The following is a 20,299-nucleotide window of genomic DNA, read 5'->3' on the forward strand; positions in this document are numbered from 1 at the left end:
CATATTTAAATTTGATATAAGAGGAAGTAAACTTCTTACAAATTACAATCACTATCTTTGAGAAATGGTGCTTCAATATCATGTTGTGCTAATATAGGATTATTTATTGGAAAACTTATATTTAAATCTGGATCATTCCACGCAATTCCTCTTCTATATTTTTGATTAAAATAATTGTCTATCCGCATTACAACCTTTGTATTATCCTCTAAAGATAAAAATGCATGACCAAATCCTTTTGGAATATGTATTTGCTTTCGATTATCTGAAGATAATTCTACACACGTCCATCGCTTATAGTTTTTTGATTTCTTTCTTAAATCAACTGCAAAATCAAGTCCTCTTCCTCTGACACAGTACAGTAGTTTCGATTGTGCCATGGGATGATTTTGAAAATGTATTCCATATAATGTTCCTGCATTTTGAGGACAATACACATTTTCCTCTACAAAATCAGTTTCTATTCCTGCTTCCTTTAATTCCTGTATTGAAAAATTTGAATATGAATACCCTCTGGATTCAACATATTTTTCATATTCCAAAATTATGACCTCTGGTAAATCAGTTTGGGTAACCTTCAACATTTTTTATTCCTCCCATCAAAATTTATACCCTTAGCGAGCCACGAAAACCCCTAGCAGCATAGTAGGATTCTGCTCCATTGTGGTACACAAAAACAGTATCATAACGACGATCACAAAAGATTGCTCCACCAAGCTTTCTAATATTATCAGGTGTTTTCACCCAATTTGATGTTTTAATGTCGAAATTTCCAAGTTCCTGAAGCTCTCTATATTCCTCTTCCGTTAAAAGCTCAATGCCCATGGCGGCGGCCATATCAATAGCGTTATTTTTGGGCTTATGTTCTTTCCTTGACTCCAAAGCTTCACTGTCATAACAAACACTTCTGCGACCTTTAGGGCTTTCTGCAGAACAATCATAAAAAATATATTTCCCTGTCTTTTTATCTTGGCCAACAACATCTGGCTCACCACCAGTTTTCTCCATTTCATTCAGCGACCACAGTTTTTCAGCATTAGCTTCTAACTTTTCTTGTACTTTATCCCATTCAATATCTTTATGATAGTTCATATTTTTCTCAAAACGAGTTTTCAATGTTTCAAGCAGTTCTTCACATTGTTCTTGTGATAATTCCTTTTTATTACTTATTTTGTCTCCCTTTGGCATATTAATTTCCTCCTCGTCTTTATACTATAATGATTTAAGTATATACAAATATTTATTAATAATAAATATTTTTCTGAAACTAAGTGGAAAAATTACGAATCGAGGATAACTAGATATGGCGATTTCTAGTTATCTTGATTTCCTGAGTTAAAAAATAAGATTACAGAAGCTATGAGCAATAAAGAAATTTATCTTCAAGTTGACAGAGTAGTTAGAGGAAGGCTGCTTGAAAATCAGGAGGAGCTTGATAGTCACGTAGAATATATTCAAAAGATTTTTGATGACTTCTACACTCCGCTGATGAAAAACTTACTTAAAATATTCAATATTAATTGGAATGAAAAAGAAAGTGAAATCACCTGTTTTTTAGGCTGCTATCCCGTATTTCCTAGAGATGTTATCTCAAAGGAATTTTGGGTGAACTTTAATTCCTCAGATGAAAAAATAATTAAAGGCAGCATTCACGAAATTGACCATTTTGTATTGTTTGAGAAATGGAAGTCTATGCATGGCTATGATAAAAGGCTTCAGCCTCAGCATCCTGAGACCTTGTGGTTTTTGGAGGAACTATCTGTGGACCCAACTCTCAATGAAAAAAGCATACAGGAAATAACACCATACCAGCAGCTAGCCTAAGTCAGTTTTATAAAGAAAAAATAGGTGAAATTATAATAATGGATAAAATAAAGCAGCTTTACAAGGAAAAATAAAGCATAGAAGCTTTCCTCGATAAAGCTTACTTATATATTGAAAGTAACCTTCAAGAGTTAACAGAAAAATGTGGTTAAGCTTTAGTTCTGCATTTTCAGCAATTTTGCATACTCCATAACTTCTCTAAAGAATTTCTCAAAATCCTTTTCTAAGGACTCATAATTATTTATAAGCTCTTCAATAGGATTGTATAAAGGATGCCTTGATTTTGAAAATCTCAAGGCTATCCTGTCTACAGGCTTTTTAATTCCATCCAGGTGCTTGTATGAAAGAAGCCAATTCTCTTCTATTATATAAGACAGCCTTTTAGTCAGCTTTTCAGGCAGGCAATAGGAATAATTTTTAAGCAGTTCGTAGAAATTATCAGCATATTCTTCCAAAGGTACTTTTGAATACTCACACCAATTTTTAGCTAAAAAATGATCGTAGAATATATCAATAAGCACCGCCGAAAAGAAGCTGTTGGAGCTAGAGATTCTTTTTTTACTTTCAAGAAAAATGGGATTTGAATCTGTGAAGCTATCTAACTTTCTGTGCATATATATTCCTTTTTTAATAGAGCTGTTATAATTTTTTTCCAGAGACTTGTTCACGAAATCTCCCAAGAAGTTTCCAAGTCTGCTTTCATCATTATCTTCTGCCAAATATATGTGAGCTAAATAATTCATTGTGCCCTCCTTAAAACTCTCTGGTTAATAAATAACCGTACACTCTCTTAATTATTGTGTACGGCTTAAGTTTATTAATTATATAATCCAGCATTTATAAAGAAAAGTAAATACCTAGAGGTAAGAAAATTTTAATTGCGTACTCTAAATTAACTTATACTTTTTATTTACAGATATGTCCTCTTTCGAAGCAGCAGGTAATTGAATAAAAAATGTAGTTCCTCTTCCCGTTTTAGTTTCAAACCATATCTCACCTCTATGAGTATTGGTAATGGCATGATAAACCATAAAAAGTCCAAGACCTGTGCCACCACTTCTTCTAAAGGTGAAGGGCTGAAATAAAGTATCCTTTATTTCTTCAGGTATTCCTCCTGCTGTATCTTTAATGGATATCAATACCGCTTGCTCTTTTTCTTCTATTTTTACTTCAATAAAATCGTTCTCTGAGGAGGCTTGGAAGGCATTTGCCACTAGATTTCTGATAACTCGCCTAAAAAGCATTTCTGATATATTAGCATATCTATCATATTCATCTATGAATTTTAAGCTTATCCCCTTAGCTTCGCATTCAGGCTGAAATTCTTCAATAACTTCTTTAACAATAGGGTTTATCTTCATTGGAAGGATCTCCTGAGGCCTAAATATGCTTAACAGTTCTACTACCATAGTGTTTAATTCATCTGCCTGCTTTATTACCTTATCAAAATAGGCATTAATTTTGTTTTTGTCTGAGGTTAACTTGCCTAATTGACCTAGTCCTCTTATTACCGCCAATGGATTCTTGAGATCATGAACTGCTGTTGCAATGAGTTCTGAAGCTGCTGATAAACTAACATCAGAAGACATTCCAAAAGGATGAGACACAGTGTCTGCCATAGTGGTTTGTATGGAGTTAACGCAAGCAATAGTAAGATTAAGTCTGGCAGGATGTGCGTACTTATTAGGTACTGCTACATCTAAGCTACCAATAATTTTACCATTAACTATAATAGGTACACCTACACAGGTAAAGGGTCCGCATACTTTATTAAAATGCTCCATTCCATATATTAATACGGGCTTTCCTATAACTAGCGCTGTGCCTGCTCCATTATTTCCAACATCTTTTTCAGCCCAGCTTGCACCAAGACAAAGTCCTCTATTTCTTCCCCCGAGTTCTTCTATTGTACCTTCGCAATCTATAATCCATCCATAGTTATCTGTTAAAATGATTAAATGAGGTATACCCGTGAGGCTTAAGGATAAATGACTTAAATAAGGCTTAGCAATTTCTATCAATTGAGAATTCTCGTCAATTTTTTTCTGAAGCTCTTCGGGAGAAAGAATTTTAAACTTTATATTCTCTGGTTTTAATCCTAAATCCCTGCATCTTTTCCAAGCTTCCATAGTCACGGTTCTGACTGTGGGATTTTTTTTCACAGCCTTAGTGAAGCTTTCCCATTCTTTAATTAAATCATCCTCATTGGCGAAGATTTCCATATGTATGCACCTCTACTAATATGTATATATTTTATTATATTCTACATATTCCTACTATTTTCCTTCAAAAAACAAAAATATATTGATATTTAAATGCAGCAGCGGTAAAGGTATAATTAATATAACAACATATCTAGGAAAGAATTTTTTTAGAAAGGTGGAAAAATATGCTTACATCAACCACAAATGGATTCACAAATAAAAATAGCCTTATTGATAAATTGCCGCTTGAAAATACTAGACAAGCAATGATCGTTAAAAGTACCAATATCACAGATATGAAAATTACCTTTGAATCTTATGAAAAAGATGATAATAACCAGTGGAATTTAATATTATCTACCAATGGAGTAGTAGGAAAAAACGGCATGAGCCCTGATAGGCATGAGGGAGACATGACTACTCCAGAAGGCATATTTGGATTTTTATTTGAATTCGGAATTGCTCCTAATCCTGGAACCAACATGGAATATAGACAAATTCATCCTAACGATTATTGGTCTTCAGTACCTAGTGAAGAAGAATATAATACTTGGGTTACTTATCAGGGAGATCCTGAAGAAAGATTTGGGAGTGATAAATATGAAGCTCTTTACCACATACCCTTATATAAGTATGGAGCTGCGCTGGATTTTAACTATGGATCTAATAAAATAATAGGAAAAGGAACAGCAATTTTCTTTCACATAGCTCCCTACAGCGGCGGGGGTACTGCAGGATGCGTAGGTATTCCAGAAGCCGAGCTTGTTGAAGTTTTAAAATGGATGACTCCGGAGAAAAATCCTAAAATAATTATAGGCACAGAGGATTATTTAAAAAGCTTGAGACCTTGAAAAAAAGAATGACTTTTAAATTCTGCTGCCACATACAGAAAAGAAACCAACCATACTACTGCTTATGATTGGCTTCTTTTACATTTTATAATGCAAATAGTTTCTTTAAAAAATATTCTTTTTTAGTTTTGCTCTCCTGCCTCAAATAAATTTCTATTTCGTTGTAAATCTGCCTTTTATCAAGGCTCTCACTTATAATTTTTCCATAGAATTCATCATAAACTGCTGCTATTAGAGGCTGCAAAATAATATATAGCTGTGCTGGCATTTTTTCTATGAATTCTTTGTCCGTAATATTATAAGGTTTTATGATTCTATAGCTTCTTAATCTCTTTTTAATGTATTTATATAGCTTTATAGAAGATTTATCCTTAATAATATTATCTATCATTTTTCTTTGAATCAGCCCTATAAGTATTATCACTGCTGCAAGTATGATTATCACAGCAATTATATATAACTTCATACTATAGTTTGAATTTTGTATATTGGTACTTGAATCAGCATTTTGCTCACTATTTTCATTTGCTGATGAATTATTTTTATCTTCATTAGAATTAGAAATCTGATTTGGCTGATAAGAAACAGGACTTGTATTTTCTTCAGTTGTGGTTGGTTTCACCTCTTCTTCTGCGGTGGGTGCTGCATCACTGATTTCCCATACATTTGGTTTCACCATATACTCGGTCCAGGCATGAGCCTGAGAATTTTTTACCATATACATTCCACTGCTGTTAGGATTATCAAGCATTTTAAAGCCTTCCACAAATCTAGCAGGTATGCCTGCGATTCTATACATTATGGTCATTGCTGTGGCAAAATGGACGCAATATCCTTTTTTATCATCAAAAAGGAAATAATCTACAAAATCCTTACCTTGGGGGAGCTCTGAAGCATTCAGGGTATATTTATAATTTTCAGATAAATAATCTCTTATAGCTTTCACTTTTTCCTCATTGGTGCTGCAATTCTTAACTATGTCATAGACCAAATCTTCAGTCCTCTGAGATACACTTTTAGGTAGCTTCAAATACTTGGAATACTTATCGCTATTATAGGAAACCAAAGCTCCGCAGGTGAGATTGACCAAATTAACATCATAAAAGCTAACTGTGTATTCATTAACCATATTTCTCGAACTTAAAAAAGTTCCCTCTTCTTCGTTGTGAAAAGTATCTTGTAGGTTGTCTATAATTTTTATAGGATACTTAGGCACAAATAAGGAGGTAGTGTTTAATCCTTCCGGGATTATAGTCAGTGTTTTAATTTTCGACTCATCAAAGATATTATCAGGCATTCCTCTTAAAACATCTGAATTTATATAATAATCACCTATACTGCTGCCTTTATCATATTTTACTTGAGACTTTCTCCAGCTGTATCCTGTGTATTCATCTTTCACATCTCCCACAAGATAGTATGGAGCACTGCTTTTTACTTCAAACGCTACAGAATCATTCAATTTGATCGGTCCACCTAGCTTTTTCTCTGTGCTGCTATAGCCTGAAGAATCCAATCCATATCTAGCAAGAAATGTACTGGATTTAGAATCGATACTTTTCCCATTGCTGTTTATGCTGTCAATAATTGTATTTTCATAATTTGATGCATATATCTTAGGAAGCTTTACAGCTATAAAGCCCACAAAAATACTTATAAGCATCGTCCAAACCAAAAATACAGCTGTATTTATGTGAAATATAGCCTTTTTCCTTTGAAAATTATTTACTGCAAAAGTAAAAATAGAAATTCCTAAAAATCCAAATAGGCATTTTTCTATCTCTTTATAGTACTGAAGCTGCCATAAAGCTATTACTTCAAATAATAATAGCAGCTGTACAGCATTTTTTATTCCAATATCATATAAGAAATATAAGCATATTGTAATCAGTATTTCTATCAAGGTAAAAATAGACATGAAGGTTTTAAAGGTAACATATCCGTAGTTTTGAAGCTGATTATCTATGTACCCTACATTAGATATTATGTCTCCATTTACTAGATTTGCAGCATCATTTCTATCTAACAACATAAACAAGGCGGCGGCTGCTAATATTGATAGTATTACGATCAATCTGATGTGGGTATTTTTTATAAACCTGCAAAATAAGTAACATGCAAACCAGGTTAATGTATACACTGTGAAAATATATAAATAATTAAAATCCTTTATATTGTAGCAAACTTTTATTATATGGAAAAACATTAGAATATTTACGAAACTTATTAAAATATAAACTATTTTTTCTGTGAGCCTTTGCATGATAATTTCACCCTAAACCTCTTTTTTAGTAATAGAATCATGAATACTGGAGATATTTATTTTAAGCCTTCTTAATTTGTTAATGATTTCTTGGTTTTCTGAATCGGTATAGATTATGGTCATATCTCTCTTTTTTTCCATCAAGGTTATTATATAACTTGTGATTTCTTGATTTAGATGAGCTGTAATTATAGTCATGTTTTTCATAAGTGGATTTTCAGCTGTTTTTTTATTTATAAATTCAGAAAAGCTTGCTTCTCCAAGGCTTTTATTTGATAGGAAGAATCCCATTAGCTTCTCAAAGGACTTTTCATCTTTTATCTGCATGGAAACAGACTCTTTTCCATTAATAAAAATATTTGAAACTACTTTTTTCTTTAGGAAGGCATAAATTATAGAAGCACAGGTATCTATAAGCTTTTCTTCTAATTCTCCGGAAGAGTCTCTCAAATAGTTTTCCTTGTTCATATTTATCATTAAATTGAATTCTTGTCTCCAGATTATATCCTTATTTTTAACATATAATTCACCATGTTTTGCGCTTACTTTCCAGTTTATCCTTTTTATATTGTCTCCATATACATACTTTCGATTATCTCTTAAGGAGTAGCTGTCTTCTATTTTCCTACCGCTGATTATTATGGGACTATTAATTATATTAAGTCCTTTAATTTTTGATACATTAATTTCATATATTTTGGGATAAATATATATTTTATTTTTGTAAGGGCATCTTTTTATAATTCTTATCATTCCACTTACATCCGTAAATTCTAAATCAAAGTTAGTAGTGCTATACACTCCTCTTGTATTAAAAGACATGGTGCATTCAAGTTTTTTAGTCTCATAGGGGTTCATGCTTATTATCATATTTTCATCTTTAACATTGGCTCCCTTTACAAATCCATTATTAAGTTTCACAAAAAATATTGGCAAAATGCTTTTGTTTGTGAAGCTTATGGGCATGGCTATTACTTCCCTAACTACAAATTTCTCTTTTACATCTTTCACCTCTGCCTTTAAAAAGCAGCTATTTAAGAATATCGTTACCATTTCTAACAGAGAAAAAATTAAAATAGCGTAAAATATTGTTATATATAAGTTTCCTCCATTTACGATTACCATAATTAAAGAAACTATAAAGGCTGTTACATACCAGATATTTATTTTTAACATATACCCCTACCCCATAAATCTAACATCTCTAATTATTTGACTTATTATATTTTCACTGCTTATATTCCGAGATCTAGCTTCTGAGGAAGGAATCAGTCTATGAGAAAGCACAAGTACTGCATTTTCTCTAATATCCTCTGGTATTACATGAGTTCTTCCAGCAATGAGAGCAGCAGCCTGGCTGATTCTTAACAATGACAGTACCGCTCTAGTGCTCATGCCCATTACAAGTGAACTGTTTCTTCTTGTAGCATCAGCTATATCTACTATATATTCATTAATCACGGAACTAACCATTATCTCTCTGGATTTTTGCTGGAGCCATAAAATTTGTTCTCCTGAAACAACTGGTGAGATTTCTTTCAAAGGTTCCCTGTTTTTATAAATCTGAAGTACACTTTTTTCTGATTGCTTATCTGGATAGCCTATGGATAATTTCATCATAAATCTATCCAGCTGAGCTTCTGGAAGATTAAAGGTGCCCTCATACTCTATAGGATTTTCAGTTGCAAATACAAAAAACGGTTTTTCTAATTTAAAAGTATGATTTCCTTCAGAAACTTGATTTTCTTCCATAACTTCTAAAAGTGCTGATTGAGTTTTTGGGGATGTCCTGTTTATTTCATCTGCTAATACAATATTTGCGAATATGGGGCCTTTCTTAAATTGAAATTCCATTTCTTTTTGATTGAAAATAGATACCCCTATTATATCGGAAGGCAACAGATCTGGAGTGAATTGAATTCTGCTGTAAGATAGGTCTAAAGTCTTAGAAATTGCTCTTATCATAGTGGTCTTGCCAACTCCTGGCACATCTTCAATGAGTACGTGTCCACCCGCAATTATTCCTTTTAAAACGTTTAGAATTTCTGCCTTTTTTCCTATCATCACCTTGTCTACATTTTCTACTATTTTCTCAATTAATTCCTTAGCCTCACCCATGTTAAAAACTCCTTTTCACCCTATAACAAATATAAGATTTAGAATATTCTAAATCTTATATAATTATATCATGAATTGGTAATTTTAAGAATACGATTACTTATTGCCATAAAATATATTTACTTACATATAATGTTTCAAGAGAATGTTGATATGAAGCTTTGGATTATTAAGCACATACTTATTCAATATGCTTATCCATATCCATTTGCGTGTAAAGCTCCAATTCCAATATAGAAGAGGAAGAGGATATATCGTGTAAAATATATCCTCTTTCCTATTTGGCTATGTTTTAAAACCTAAAAAACCGGTTTATTATCCAGATTGTCGCCTTCATCCCCATTAGGATTGCTTCTCAAATACTCTCTGCCATTTTTGGCTTTCCCTACATTTACTCCCTCTATTAAATTATCCTTGGCCATGGTTATGGCCTCATCTATTGAATATACACTGCCATTTTCCAGCATTACATCAGTTATATCCCCTTGGGGATTCTTTTTTACTTTTACAACCTTAGATTTATCACTCATACTAACACCTCTTTCATATTGATTAATATTATTTGGTGAAGCTTGTTTTAATATTATTTGCAGTAATACCGGATAATATTCTTATATCTATATTAATATATATGTCTACATTCTTTAACATCTTTATTTAATATTTCATCAATCATGACAAATCTATAACCATCTCTTTTTAGCCATGGCAAAACAATCTTTAATGCATTTATCGTCTTGAAAGGAGAATTTTTAGCTCCTCTTCCATCATGCAGTAATATAATATCCCCAGATTTTACATTTTTAATAAGTTTATTTTTAATAAAATCTATGGTGACCCATCTGCTCCAATCCATAGCATGTATTGACCAAAGTACAACTTTTAGATTGTTTACTTTAGCATAATGAAATGTAACTGGATTAAATATTCCCCAAGGAGGTCTAAAAAAATTGATATTTATTCCTAGCCTATTCATAATATTTATAGATTTAAAAAAATCCTCTTGTGTCTTGTTTGGTAATCTAAAAATAGCGTTCTTATGCTTTAAAGAATGAAGACCGATATAATGTCCCTCATCTCGAATACGTTTAATTATATCAGGGTATTTTTCCGCATTCTCAGCAAGAACAAAAAAAGTACATTTCACATTGTTCTGTCTAAGTATCTTGAGAAGCTCCAGAGTATACCTTGGATCCGGTCCATCATCAAAGGTAAGTGCAATCACTTTTTCTTTTGATGATACGTTTTTTATTACTTTTTTTGAAATTTTTCTATAATATAAGTTAGGTAATACTGCATATGCCATTACTACATAGAGAACTAATAACTTCATTTTTATTCATCTTTCTTTCCATATTTGATTATTTTCTAGCCTTTTATTATATTATTAATACAGCACTCATAATTATTCCTTCTGTAATAAAACATATATTATTACTGCTACATTAAAATAAGATTAAAAACGCCATGACCTACATAAATCTGTTAAAATCAAATATATGCAGGTTCATTCTTATTTTACTAACTTTATATAAACAGAAAAAGTTGTTCCTTTTCCCAATTCGCTATTAACTTCAATTTTACCATTATGTGCATCTACTATGGATTTTACTATAGACAAACCTAACCCGTATCCTCCTTGTGTTCTGGCTCTATGTGTCTCACTCATAAAAAACCTATCAAAAATTTTATTGATATTTTCTTCTGAAATTCCTGTTCCATTGTCCTTAACTTTAATTACTGCATAATCTTCTGAGGAAACTGACACCTTATCAACGCTAATGGTAATCTCTCCTTTTTTCTCATCTGTGTGCCTTACAGCATTTTGTACCAAATTAAAAATTATTTGCTTAATATGATTTTGGTTTACAATTACATTTATATTTTCTTTTAGATTAAGATTAACACTTCTTTCTTTAGCTAATATTTTAAGCTGCGGTGAAATTTCATTAACAATATTGCTTAAATCCTGTAAATCCATTTCTTCTTCAGTATTTCTATCTAATCTATTTAAAGTCAGTAGATCATTTACTAATTTCGTTAGCCTGTCACTTTCCAGCAAGATGCTATTAAGTGCTAAATCCAGTTGTTTTTCATTTTTAGCTGCCCCCCTTAAAAGCACCTCAACAAATCCATGTATGGAGGTTAATGGTGTTCTTAACTCATGAGAGGCATCTGAAAGAAATTGCCTCATCTGCTCCCTAATCGCTTGTTCTTTATTAAAGGAAGTTTGAATCCTTTCAAGCATATTATTGAAGGCTATAGATAAACTATCTATTTCAATTTGCCCATTGTCTACTGGTAAGCGTTTATTTAATTTTTCCACATCAATATGCTCCACAGTATTTTTCATTTTATACAAAGGATTTAAAGCATCTTTAAACACCTTTGCTCCGATGATAGCTCCAATTATCAGTATTAAGGCAGATGCAATTACATAAATATATATTTGCCTATCTACTAAATCTTGTATAGGCTTTGCTGATAAGCTTAATTGTATTATACCTACAGGTGAATTAATATTACCTATTTTTCTAAACCCAACTATTTGCAGGTTTCCACTTTTATCTTTAACTAATCTATAGCCCTCCAAAGAACCTATTTGCTTAAGTAAATTCCTATATTCTTGTTGTGATAAAGAAGGACTTGATACAGGCTCATCAATCTTTCTACCTAAATCTATGGAGTCATCTAGATCATATGAGTTATTGCTTTTAACTACCTTACTTGTTATAACATTTCCGTTTACATCAATAATTGCTGCACCCATATTAATATCTATAGTCATATTAATAAGTCTATTTGCATTTTCATGCACATCTTTTGATGTTTTTATGTTACTCAATGTTTTTATATCCATATTATGAAATCTTGCATCTAATATTTGTTCTTTGCTTTGATATAAATATTTTTTTAATGTTTCATATTGAAATACTTCCATTATGATAAGAAGAAACATCAATATAATAAAAAATCTAAATATTAATTTCCATCTTAAACTTTTCCCTCTTATAAAATTATTTATTTGCCTCAAATCATCACACCCTTTTAAATCATAGACTATTATTTTAATTATGCTGCCACCATTATTTTTTTGCAATCAGCTTACTGAAAATTTATTCACAAAAAATGCACCCCCAGAATGAAGATGCATTTTTATTTTTGAAATTTCTATTTTAATTTAAGGTTCTGTTTTAAATCAGTGTTGATTTTTACACTGATTTAAAACTTCCTTCAGTTCGGAAGGCTATGTTTTAAAATGTTGATATTATCGTTTGAGTTCTAGGAACTCTTAGGGATTGCAACTTATAATCGGCTTAATTTTGCCCAGGACGGGCAAAGCAATTTTAGCGCCATGGAGGGCGCATTAAAATTGGTAGTCAATTATAACAAAGCAGCCCTTAGAGTTCATTTACGAAAAATGCCTTTATCAACATTCTTTTAAAACATAGCCTAATTTAAATTTCCTACAAAGGTTGTTACGCTTTGTGCAGGAAGTGAAGCTGTGAAACTTCCATTAGATACCATTATATCAGAGCTTGATTTAGCCATATTTAATGATGCTGAAGTAACCCAGGATGACACGCTTGAAACATTACCATTTTGTATGTTGAAATTTTGATTTACATTGGTGTTTCCTTGATTTATAGCCACGATGACTACCTTATTACTCCCTGTATATGCAGACATGTACACATTTGTTTGAGGATTGCTGGCAGCATCAACTCTATAATATCCATTACCAATGAATTTAGAAAATTGACCAAGCACGTAGGGTCGTTTTTGAAGTACTCCAGCTTTATTATAAAGTCCATTAGAATCACTGATTACCCACCACCAGCAGTATGCATTCATATTGCCCACTGTCATACAATCATTAATCTCTTTAGCAGTGGTTATGCATGCACTTACACTTTGATCATTTAGAAGATGTTCTGTCATCCATAATTCTTTTCCTTTGCTGCGTGCCAATGGATAATCCTTAATTGTAGCTCCATATAAATGTCCACCAATAATAGACACATAAGAAGCAGCTGTAGCATCATTTAGAGTTGGATCTGACATAGCTTGATTAAAGTTTAAGGATTCAGGCATTATAATTTTAGTAACACTGGCAATTGTAGCCCCATTTGCTTTTATAAAATCTTTAAACTGATCTGCTGTCCATTGGCAGCCTTCGTAATTAGGATCCCAATCCGGTTCGTTTTGAAGAGATATGGCATATAGCTTTACTCCATTATTAGCAAAATAATTAGCAAAGGTCTTCAAATATGCTGCATAATCAGCATAGGAAGTGGTCTTCAAGGAGCCTCCTATAGTTGAATTATTAGTTTTCATAGAAGCTGGCGGTGTCCATGGAGTTGCAAAAACAATAGCTCCTCTGGCAGCTGCCTTTTTTGCATTAGAAAGTTCATCGGCCCAAGCACTGTAGTCTCCTTTATTCCAATTTTCATTAGGCGCAATACGCACTCTTAAAATACTAAGTCCTATATTGCTATATAGAGTATCCATATAAGAATCACTAAGAGCTCCACACCATACACTGGCCGCACCAAAACCTCTTATAACCTGCTGCTTAGAAGCCAGATTTATTGCAGCACTATTAGTTGCCGCATTGCTTGATATAGGCGCTATTAAAAATATTGCAGCCACTATGAAGCACATTGCTAAACTTAGAGATATTTTTTTAATTCTACCTTTCACTTTATTCCCCTCCATTTTATTTAATTTTAATACTCTAGAATTACTTACTTCGGCATACACGAAAGCCTTGATCTGGGCCCTTGCCATTTGCTTCGAATTTTCCGCGAAAAGATATCTCGCAGCAGCTTACGTCACCAATCCATCCCCCTCCCTTGCAAACTCGTAAAGAACCACTATTACTATTAAGGTCTCCATACCAGTTCCAGCACCATTCTCTTACGTTACCAGACATATCGTAAAGTCCCAGCTCATTGCTTTTTTTAACGCCAACAGATTTAGTTTTATTATTATTTTTTTCTATGGCAGCCCAATTCCATATTTCTGATAAATATTTATCTCCAGCATTTTTCCAATACCATGCTACTTCATCTGAATTACTGCTTCCGCTATATGTGTAATTTCTGCTAATCTGCCCACCACTTGCTGCGTATTCCCATTCTGCTTCTGTAGGCAATCTGTAACCGTTAGCTCCCTCATTTATATTTACTGTCCATTTTAAATTATCGTTATCACTTTTATTGTTAGGGTCTTTTTTATTCTTATCCACATTATAATACTGCTCCAACCCTTCTTTTTTACTTCTTGAATTGCAATACTCAATACAGTCATACCAACTCACCATTTCAACTGGTAAATTATCTCCTTTGAATTGTGAGGGATTACTTCTCATTACCTCAATCCATTCTTTTTGAGTTATTTCGTATTTGTCCATATAAAAGCTGGATATTGTTATGCCTTTTCCATAATAGTTAGACTTTGTATTTACAAACCTCCCGCCTTTAATTAGCATGAAGTTATCCTGTTTATCTTTGGAGCAAGCACTTACTGTGACCATTAAAGCCGTTATAAGAAAAATTAATAATTTTCTCATTTCCTTATCTCCTTAAACCTATCTAAAAAATTGTATACTTGATACCCCTAGTCCAGCTATACTATAGAAAATACCTTAAAACTCAATATTACTTGAGACAGTTTTTTCAAAATGTAATATTTAAGTAGTATGTAGGTAAGCATTTTTTAATCAGCTGACTTTTAAATGATCTATTACTTTAAAGTGTTCTTCTACCAAACTGTCACATTAGAATATCCGCTGCTTTGATATCCTTCCGTTGCCAATATTTGATAAACCCAACTGCTGCCTGGATTCATTCCGTTACTCTTCCATGCGTTAACATGGTTACTAAAAGTGATGGCATTGTTTGAGCCAATGGATCTCTTAGCCTGTCGTACACTCCAGAATTGAGTAAAAGTTGCAGTACCATCGATAGACGGTGCATTAGTTCGTGTAGCCGTATATATATCATATGTTCCACCATCGCTGGTGACAGTACCCTTATAGGTTCCAGTAGGTCTATAAGTGCCCCAGTTATCAACAACGTAATATTCTATAAGTGAATTTCTTGTCCAACCATAAAGTGACAAATATCCATTACCAGATGGTGAAAAAGCACCTGCATTATAGTTTACCACTCTAGATGGTGATCCAGCATTCCAGCCTTTACCAACAACAAAGTTTCCGCAATTTGACCATGAAACACTGTAATTGCCGCCAGATCCATTAGTAGCATTCACTGTTCCTCCGCCATCAGTCCAATTTTGCCAATAATCTGTAGCAGCATTTGCAGTTACTGTAAACAAGCTAGTAAAACCTATTGAAGCCGCAATAAACAATGTAGAAATTTTCTTGTTTAATTTAAACATAATTTACCTCCTAAAATAATTTTATTTATCAGTACTTACCTACACACTACTTGAATATCAATCTCACCTCTTTTTCTTAGAAATATTTTCTTTAAAATCATTTGAAGAAGCTAGTAAAATTTTATGTTTTTTATGGTACTAGAATAAAGCTGTGATGAAAGGAATCATATAGTATAAAAATATTTATCTGCAGGTTAATTGATATGCCGATGAATAAATCTTGCTGGAAAGTAAATATTAGAAATTTGTATTAATTGATTTGAATGTAATTTATAAGTGGAAATCTTAGTATCTAACTGTGTCAATTCCGTTTGCTTATCCCTTTAAACGGTTACATATATATGTTACTTTGTAATCTAATTTCATTCAATGCATATATTAAAGGTTTTGCCCTTGTAAATTAAACATTTAACATTTTGACATATTTTGCTAATAATTATAATACTTTTTAACCATAATCAACCTAATTATATTCCTCATATATAAAAAGGTACTAATCCACCAATTAGCAGATTAATACCTTTAAATTACTGTATAGCTTTAATTAGCATGTCTCCAGGCTCGAGTTCTTCATCACACTGCACAGTAAATATCATCTGTGCAGAAGGTGCAGACTCTATAGGCTTGCCCGCTTTATTTCTCATATTAAGTAGTTTTATAATTTTATCCTCTCCCTGAGGCGACAGAACCTCAACATGATCCTCATTATAGACTTTATTTTTCTGCTCTATTGTAGCAATATGAGACACACTGTCATAAGCTCTTACAATTCCCACAATATCATAGTTTCGTATGTATGCAGAGCTTCCATAATGCTGCTTTACATTCTCATTAAAGTAAAAGCCTGTGGTATAAGGCCGATGATTTGACTTCTGAAGATAATCCATCCATTTAGGATTAAAGCTATAATCTTCAGGATTTTCTGCATAGCTGTCCATAGCCTGCCTATAAGCCTTTACTACTGATGCCACATAGAAGGGACTTTTTATTCGTCCTTCGATCTTAAAGGAGTCTATTCTTGAATTCATAAGCTCTGGAATATGTTCTATCATGCATAAATCCTTGGAATTCATTAAAAAAGTTCCATCAGTGTCCTTTGTGATATCATGATATTCTCCTGGAGCTCTCTCCTCCGCCAGATGAAATTTGTATCTGCAAATCTGTGCACATTTACCTCTGTTAGCGTCTCTGCCCATTAAAAAATTTGATAACAAGCATTTTCCCGAGTAGGCCATGCACATTGCTCCATGAACAAAAGCTTCTATCTCGCAGCTTTCTGGGAGCCTCTTCCTTAGCTCCCGGTATTCCCTAAAGCTCAGTTCTCTTGCCATTACCACTCTTTTTACTCCTAGCCTATGCCAAAATAATGCCGCTTTATAATTTGTGCAGTTTGCCTGAGTGCTCAAATGTATTTCAAGCTCTGGCACTGCTTCCTTTGCAGTCATTATTATTCCTGCATCAGATACTATTATTGCATCGGCTCCTATATCGCTAAGCTCTTTAAGATATTCTTCTAATCCTATCAGCTCTTCATTATGAGGAAATATATTGACTGTAACATAAACCTTTTTGCCTCTTGAATGTGCAAATTCAATTCCCTCTCTTAATTGCTCAGTTGTAAAATTATCTGCAAAGGCTCTTAAATTAAGCCTGCTTCCGCCAAGGTACACTGCATCAGCACCAAATTCTATAGCAGCCTTAAGTTTCTCTAAATTACCCGCCGGAGCTAAAAGCTCTGGTTTTTTCATTGTCCTTCCCCCTAATCCTTTGTTAATAAATTTTCCAAATCAGTGCTGGAAAGAGGCTTACTGTAAACATACCCTTGTACTATATCACATTTTTTCTCTTTCATCACTTTTAACTGATCTACTGTTTCAATACCTTCTGCCACAACATTCATTCCTAATTTATGTGCCATCTCTATGATTCCATCCACTATGGCTCCTTGTTTGCTATTCACACAGATATCGTCTATAAAGGATTTGTCAATCTTCAATGTATCTATTGGTATAGTCCTTAAGTAATTTAAAGAAGAGTAGCCTGTGCCAAAATCATCAAGTGCAGTTCTTATTCCCATATCTCGCAGCTCCTGAAGAATCGCTACATTTTTATCTAAGGATTCCATCAATACACTTTCAGTTATTTCTAGCTCCAAAAAGTGCGGATTAATTTCATACTTTTTAACCAATCTTTTGACCTTTTCAAGAAAGTCAAACTGATGAATCTGCAAGGAAGAAACATTTATAGACATACGCACTTCTCCATATCCCTCATTAAACCATTCTAATTTCTTGGCAATTGCAGTTTCCATAACCCAGTCTCCTATTGGTATAATAAGTCCGTTTTTCTCTGCCAAAGGTATAAATTCTCCTGGGGATACAAAACCTAATTCATCACTTTTCAATCTAATAAGAGCTTCCACCCCTATTATTTTACCACTTTCAATATTAACCTGCGGCTGATATTGAAGATAAAAATCATTATTTTCTATTCCGCTTCTCATAGCCTTTTCAATTACCATATCTTTTAATATTTTATTTGACATATCTTCACTGTAAAACTCGAAAGTATTTTTACCTTTTTCCTTAGCTTTGTACATAGCTGTATCTGCATTTTTCAAAATGATGGTTTTATCTTTGCCGTCTATAGGAAATATGCAAATTCCTATGCTGCAGGTTATATAAACTTGCCTATTCCCTATGACAAAGTAGTTTTTGAATATATTTATTAATTTTTGCGATAAATCTATTATCTCTTCTCTTCCTCGCACATGATGCATCAATATTAAAAATTCATCTCCTCCAAATCTGCAGAGAAGCTGATTTTTATTCAGTAAAGTTTTTGCTTTAGTGCATATTGTTTTTAAAAGTTTATCTCCTATATCATGTCCTAAGGAATCATTAATTTTTTTAAAATCATCCAGATCTATAAATAGCACTGCACCTAATTCACTGTTTTCTACGCATTCATTTATTATTTCATCCAGCTTACTCATAAGTGTAGTTCTATTTGGAATTCCTGTTAATGGATCAAAATAAGCTAGCTCCACTATCTTATCATTAGCTTCCTTAATTTTTGTTTCATCAGATATAAAGCCTGTGAGTTTTATTGGCTTTCCCTTCCCGTCCCTGATTATTCTAGCCCTGTTTAAAATCCACTTTTTCTCATTGTTTTTAGTGTTAATTTGAAATTCCTGTCTATAAGATTGTGAGGAAACAATAGACGCTTTGTAGTCATTTATAATTCTTTCCAATTCATCGTTTTGAACAACAATTTTTAAAAACTTCTCCAGATCCACATTCTTATTGCTGTACCCTGTTAACTCTTCCCATTTGTCAGAAGCGAAAAAAGTATTTGTTATTATATCCCATTCCCATATCACATCATTTATTCCATCCAGAGCCTGTTTAAACCTGTCTTCGCTGGTAGCTAACGCCATCTGATTTTCTAGAAGCTCTTCATATTGAGAACGCAATTCCTCTTCTGTTGCAGACAGTTCCTCGTATACCGCAGATAATTCCTCATAACTGCCGCTGAGCTTTTTTATCATGCTGTTAAAATTATTTGACAGCTTGCCTAACTCATTGTTTGAATTGTAATCACATGTTACAGACAAATCACCATTTTCCGCCTTATTCATTACAGCTATAAGGCTATTAATAGGTTTAATTATAGATTTTGATGCAAGAATGCTGATTATGGAGGCTATAACAAGCATTAAAAAGGTTATCCCTATTATAAAGTATAATTCCAATTTCGCTGGAGCATTTATTTCATTTACATTTTGTGCAACCGCCAAAATCCAGTTTATTTTTGGAATTACAGTATATGCAAAATATTTTTGATTTCCGTAATACATATATGTATCAAATCTTGTATCTGTCTGGCTTAAATTAGATTTTGAAGCAACTACTTTTTTTAAAACTGAATTTTCAACAGCTTTTCCCAGCTTAGATTTATCAGGATGCGCTATCATAATTCCATCGTCATCTACTAAATAAGCATATCCTGTATTACCTATTTTAATATTTTCTATAAATTTATCAAAGGCCGAAATTAGTATTGAATTGCAATATAGTCCTATTGTATTTCCCTTTTCATCCATTACCGGGCTTGCAAACACAATTATATTTTTATTACTTAGCTTTGATTTTATCTCATCACTTATTACGATTTTTCCCTTTATTGCTTCTTGAAAGTAATCTCTATCTGTTATATTAATCATCATTCCTGCCGAATCACTGTCTGCAATAATATTTCCTTTTAAATCACAGACAAAAGAATGTTGAACATCTTTAAGTTCTTCCACTCTTGAAGCCAATATTTTGTCTACTTCTAAAGCTTCAGGCGTACTAATTAACTGCTCAGAATGATCTGATTTTTCAGAATTTTTCAGCAGTGCTATAACACTTTCTCTCCTTGATGAGAGCTCTACTTCTTTGATTTGATAATTAATAAAGGTACTTAAGGCATTTCCCTCTACGGAAGTTACTTGTACAATATGTTCTCTGCTATTTTTAGTAACAGATAAATATGTATAATGATAAATCACATAACATAATATTAGCAGCGGTATTGAAATTAGTGTAATCATGGTTATGGGCAATTTCTTCCTTATATGCATAATTTCCTCC

At 32.8% G+C, this 20,299-nt stretch carries 17 protein-coding genes; 2 read left to right on the forward strand and 15 right to left on the reverse strand.

Annotation, left to right across the window (positions count from 1 at the left end; genetic code table 11):
• Nucleotides 1-35 precede the first annotated feature (35 nt).
• Entirely contained in the window at nucleotides 36-584 is a 549-nt protein-coding gene (gene rfbC / locus IAI10_RS17600; protein WP_315674618.1) for a dTDP-4-dehydrorhamnose 3,5-epimerase, read from the reverse strand.
• Between the two features lie 22 nt (nucleotides 585-606).
• Nucleotides 607-1,188, reverse strand: a complete 582-nt coding sequence (locus tag IAI10_RS17605; protein WP_315674619.1) for a DUF4256 domain-containing protein — start codon at nucleotides 1,186-1,188, stop codon at nucleotides 607-609.
• A 171-nt stretch (nucleotides 1,189-1,359) separates the two neighbouring features.
• Here IAI10_RS17605 and IAI10_RS17610 point away from each other — a divergent pair, with 171 nt between their 5' ends.
• Nucleotides 1,360-1,824 carry a hypothetical protein gene (locus IAI10_RS17610; protein WP_315674620.1) on the forward strand — a complete coding sequence of 155 codons (465 nt, stop codon included), beginning with the start codon at nucleotides 1,360-1,362 and terminating at the stop codon, nucleotides 1,822-1,824.
• Nucleotides 1,825-1,979: 155 nt separating this feature from the next.
• Here IAI10_RS17610 and IAI10_RS17615 read toward each other — a convergent pair whose 3' ends face one another.
• Together IAI10_RS17615 and IAI10_RS17620 are read right to left on the reverse strand one after the other, a co-directional pair.
• The gene (locus IAI10_RS17615) at nucleotides 1,980-2,567 is read right to left on the reverse strand and encodes an ACP phosphodiesterase (RefSeq protein WP_315674621.1); all 588 of its coding nucleotides are present in this window, start codon (nucleotides 2,565-2,567) and stop codon (nucleotides 1,980-1,982) included.
• A 144-nt stretch (nucleotides 2,568-2,711) separates the two neighbouring features.
• Nucleotides 2,712-4,046 (reverse strand): ATP-binding protein, encoded by a 1,335-nt coding sequence (locus IAI10_RS17620; RefSeq protein WP_315674622.1) that lies wholly within the window; start codon nucleotides 4,044-4,046, stop codon nucleotides 2,712-2,714.
• Between the two features lie 167 nt (nucleotides 4,047-4,213).
• Here IAI10_RS17620 and IAI10_RS17625 point away from each other — a divergent pair, with 167 nt between their 5' ends.
• A complete protein-coding gene (locus tag IAI10_RS17625; protein ID WP_315674623.1) occupies nucleotides 4,214-4,879 on the forward strand; it encodes a L,D-transpeptidase family protein in 666 nt (221 codons plus the stop codon).
• A gap of 85 nt (nucleotides 4,880-4,964) precedes the next feature.
• On the opposite strand, the gene IAI10_RS17630 is transcribed toward IAI10_RS17625, so the two are convergent.
• The 11 genes from IAI10_RS17630 to IAI10_RS17680 form a co-directional block, all read right to left on the reverse strand.
• Nucleotides 4,965-6,911, reverse strand: a complete 1,947-nt coding sequence (locus tag IAI10_RS17630) for a transglutaminase domain-containing protein (protein WP_315674684.1) — start codon at nucleotides 6,909-6,911, stop codon at nucleotides 4,965-4,967.
• A 243-nt stretch (nucleotides 6,912-7,154) separates the two neighbouring features.
• Complete coding sequence (locus IAI10_RS17635; RefSeq protein WP_315674624.1) at nucleotides 7,155-8,318, reverse strand: DUF58 domain-containing protein; 1,164 nt, start codon at nucleotides 8,316-8,318, stop codon at nucleotides 7,155-7,157.
• A 6-nt stretch (nucleotides 8,319-8,324) separates the two neighbouring features.
• Nucleotides 8,325-9,260 (reverse strand): MoxR family ATPase, encoded by a 936-nt coding sequence (locus IAI10_RS17640; RefSeq protein ID WP_315674625.1) that lies wholly within the window; start codon nucleotides 9,258-9,260, stop codon nucleotides 8,325-8,327.
• Between the two features lie 299 nt (nucleotides 9,261-9,559).
• Nucleotides 9,560-9,790 carry a DUF3892 domain-containing protein gene (locus IAI10_RS17645; protein WP_315674626.1) on the reverse strand — a complete coding sequence of 77 codons (231 nt, stop codon included), beginning with the start codon at nucleotides 9,788-9,790 and terminating at the stop codon, nucleotides 9,560-9,562.
• A gap of 92 nt (nucleotides 9,791-9,882) precedes the next feature.
• Nucleotides 9,883-10,593, reverse strand: coding sequence for a polysaccharide deacetylase family protein (locus tag IAI10_RS17650; protein WP_315674627.1), 711 nt, complete (start codon nucleotides 10,591-10,593; stop codon nucleotides 9,883-9,885).
• Nucleotides 10,594-10,773: 180 nt separating this feature from the next.
• Entirely contained in the window at nucleotides 10,774-12,294 is a 1,521-nt protein-coding gene (locus tag IAI10_RS17655; RefSeq protein ID WP_315674628.1) for a HAMP domain-containing sensor histidine kinase, read from the reverse strand.
• Nucleotides 12,295-12,713: 419 nt separating this feature from the next.
• Nucleotides 12,714-13,964 (reverse strand): glycoside hydrolase, encoded by a 1,251-nt coding sequence (locus IAI10_RS17660; protein ID WP_315674629.1) that lies wholly within the window; start codon nucleotides 13,962-13,964, stop codon nucleotides 12,714-12,716.
• Nucleotides 13,965-14,004: 40 nt separating this feature from the next.
• Nucleotides 14,005-14,835 (reverse strand): SUMF1/EgtB/PvdO family nonheme iron enzyme, encoded by an 831-nt coding sequence (locus IAI10_RS17665; protein ID WP_315674630.1) that lies wholly within the window; start codon nucleotides 14,833-14,835, stop codon nucleotides 14,005-14,007.
• 191 nt (nucleotides 14,836-15,026) lie between these two features.
• Complete coding sequence (locus tag IAI10_RS17670; RefSeq protein WP_315674631.1) at nucleotides 15,027-15,665, reverse strand: glycoside hydrolase family 11 protein; 639 nt, start codon at nucleotides 15,663-15,665, stop codon at nucleotides 15,027-15,029.
• A gap of 527 nt (nucleotides 15,666-16,192) precedes the next feature.
• Nucleotides 16,193-17,413, reverse strand: a complete 1,221-nt coding sequence (locus IAI10_RS17675) for a U32 family peptidase (RefSeq protein ID WP_315674632.1) — start codon at nucleotides 17,411-17,413, stop codon at nucleotides 16,193-16,195.
• A gap of 11 nt (nucleotides 17,414-17,424) precedes the next feature.
• Nucleotides 17,425-20,289 carry an EAL domain-containing protein gene (locus IAI10_RS17680; protein WP_315674633.1) on the reverse strand — a complete coding sequence of 955 codons (2,865 nt, stop codon included), beginning with the start codon at nucleotides 20,287-20,289 and terminating at the stop codon, nucleotides 17,425-17,427.
• Between the last annotated feature and the right edge of the window lie 10 nt (nucleotides 20,290-20,299).

It is taken from the genome of Clostridium sp. 19966, assembly GCF_032335695.1.
In the GTDB taxonomy this organism is placed as follows: Bacteria; Bacillota; Clostridia; order Clostridiales; family Clostridiaceae; genus JACTOJ01.

What these genes read in the sequence shown, in the direction of transcription:
- IAI10_RS17680 (WP_315674633.1), bottom strand. Translation starts at nt 20,289, where the DNA reads ATGCATATAAGGAAGAAATTGCCCATAACCATGATTACACTAATTTCA.
- IAI10_RS17635 (WP_315674624.1), bottom strand. Translation starts at nt 8,318, where the DNA reads ATGTTAAAAATAAATATCTGGTATGTAACAGCCTTTATAGTTTCTTTA.
- IAI10_RS17620 (WP_315674622.1), bottom strand. Translation starts at nt 4,046, where the DNA reads ATGGAAATCTTCGCCAATGAGGATGATTTAATTAAAGAATGGGAAAGC.
- IAI10_RS17675 (WP_315674632.1), bottom strand. Translation starts at nt 17,413, where the DNA reads ATGAAAAAACCAGAGCTTTTAGCTCCGGCGGGTAATTTAGAGAAACTT.
- IAI10_RS17650 (WP_315674627.1), bottom strand. Translation starts at nt 10,593, where the DNA reads ATGAAGTTATTAGTTCTCTATGTAGTAATGGCATATGCAGTATTACCT.
- IAI10_RS17625 (WP_315674623.1), top strand. Translation starts at nt 4,214, where the DNA reads ATGCTTACATCAACCACAAATGGATTCACAAATAAAAATAGCCTTATT.
- rfbC (WP_315674618.1), bottom strand. Translation starts at nt 584, where the DNA reads ATGTTGAAGGTTACCCAAACTGATTTACCAGAGGTCATAATTTTGGAA.
- IAI10_RS17630 (WP_315674684.1), bottom strand. Translation starts at nt 6,911, where the DNA reads ATGTTGTTAGATAGAAATGATGCTGCAAATCTAGTAAATGGAGACATA.
- IAI10_RS17665 (WP_315674630.1), bottom strand. Translation starts at nt 14,835, where the DNA reads ATGAGAAAATTATTAATTTTTCTTATAACGGCTTTAATGGTCACAGTA.
- IAI10_RS17670 (WP_315674631.1), bottom strand. Translation starts at nt 15,665, where the DNA reads ATGTTTAAATTAAACAAGAAAATTTCTACATTGTTTATTGCGGCTTCA.
- IAI10_RS17610 (WP_315674620.1), top strand. Translation starts at nt 1,360, where the DNA reads ATGAGCAATAAAGAAATTTATCTTCAAGTTGACAGAGTAGTTAGAGGA.
- IAI10_RS17640 (WP_315674625.1), bottom strand. Translation starts at nt 9,260, where the DNA reads ATGGGTGAGGCTAAGGAATTAATTGAGAAAATAGTAGAAAATGTAGAC.
- IAI10_RS17645 (WP_315674626.1), bottom strand. Translation starts at nt 9,790, where the DNA reads ATGAGTGATAAATCTAAGGTTGTAAAAGTAAAAAAGAATCCCCAAGGG.
- IAI10_RS17615 (WP_315674621.1), bottom strand. Translation starts at nt 2,567, where the DNA reads ATGAATTATTTAGCTCACATATATTTGGCAGAAGATAATGATGAAAGC.
- IAI10_RS17605 (WP_315674619.1), bottom strand. Translation starts at nt 1,188, where the DNA reads ATGCCAAAGGGAGACAAAATAAGTAATAAAAAGGAATTATCACAAGAA.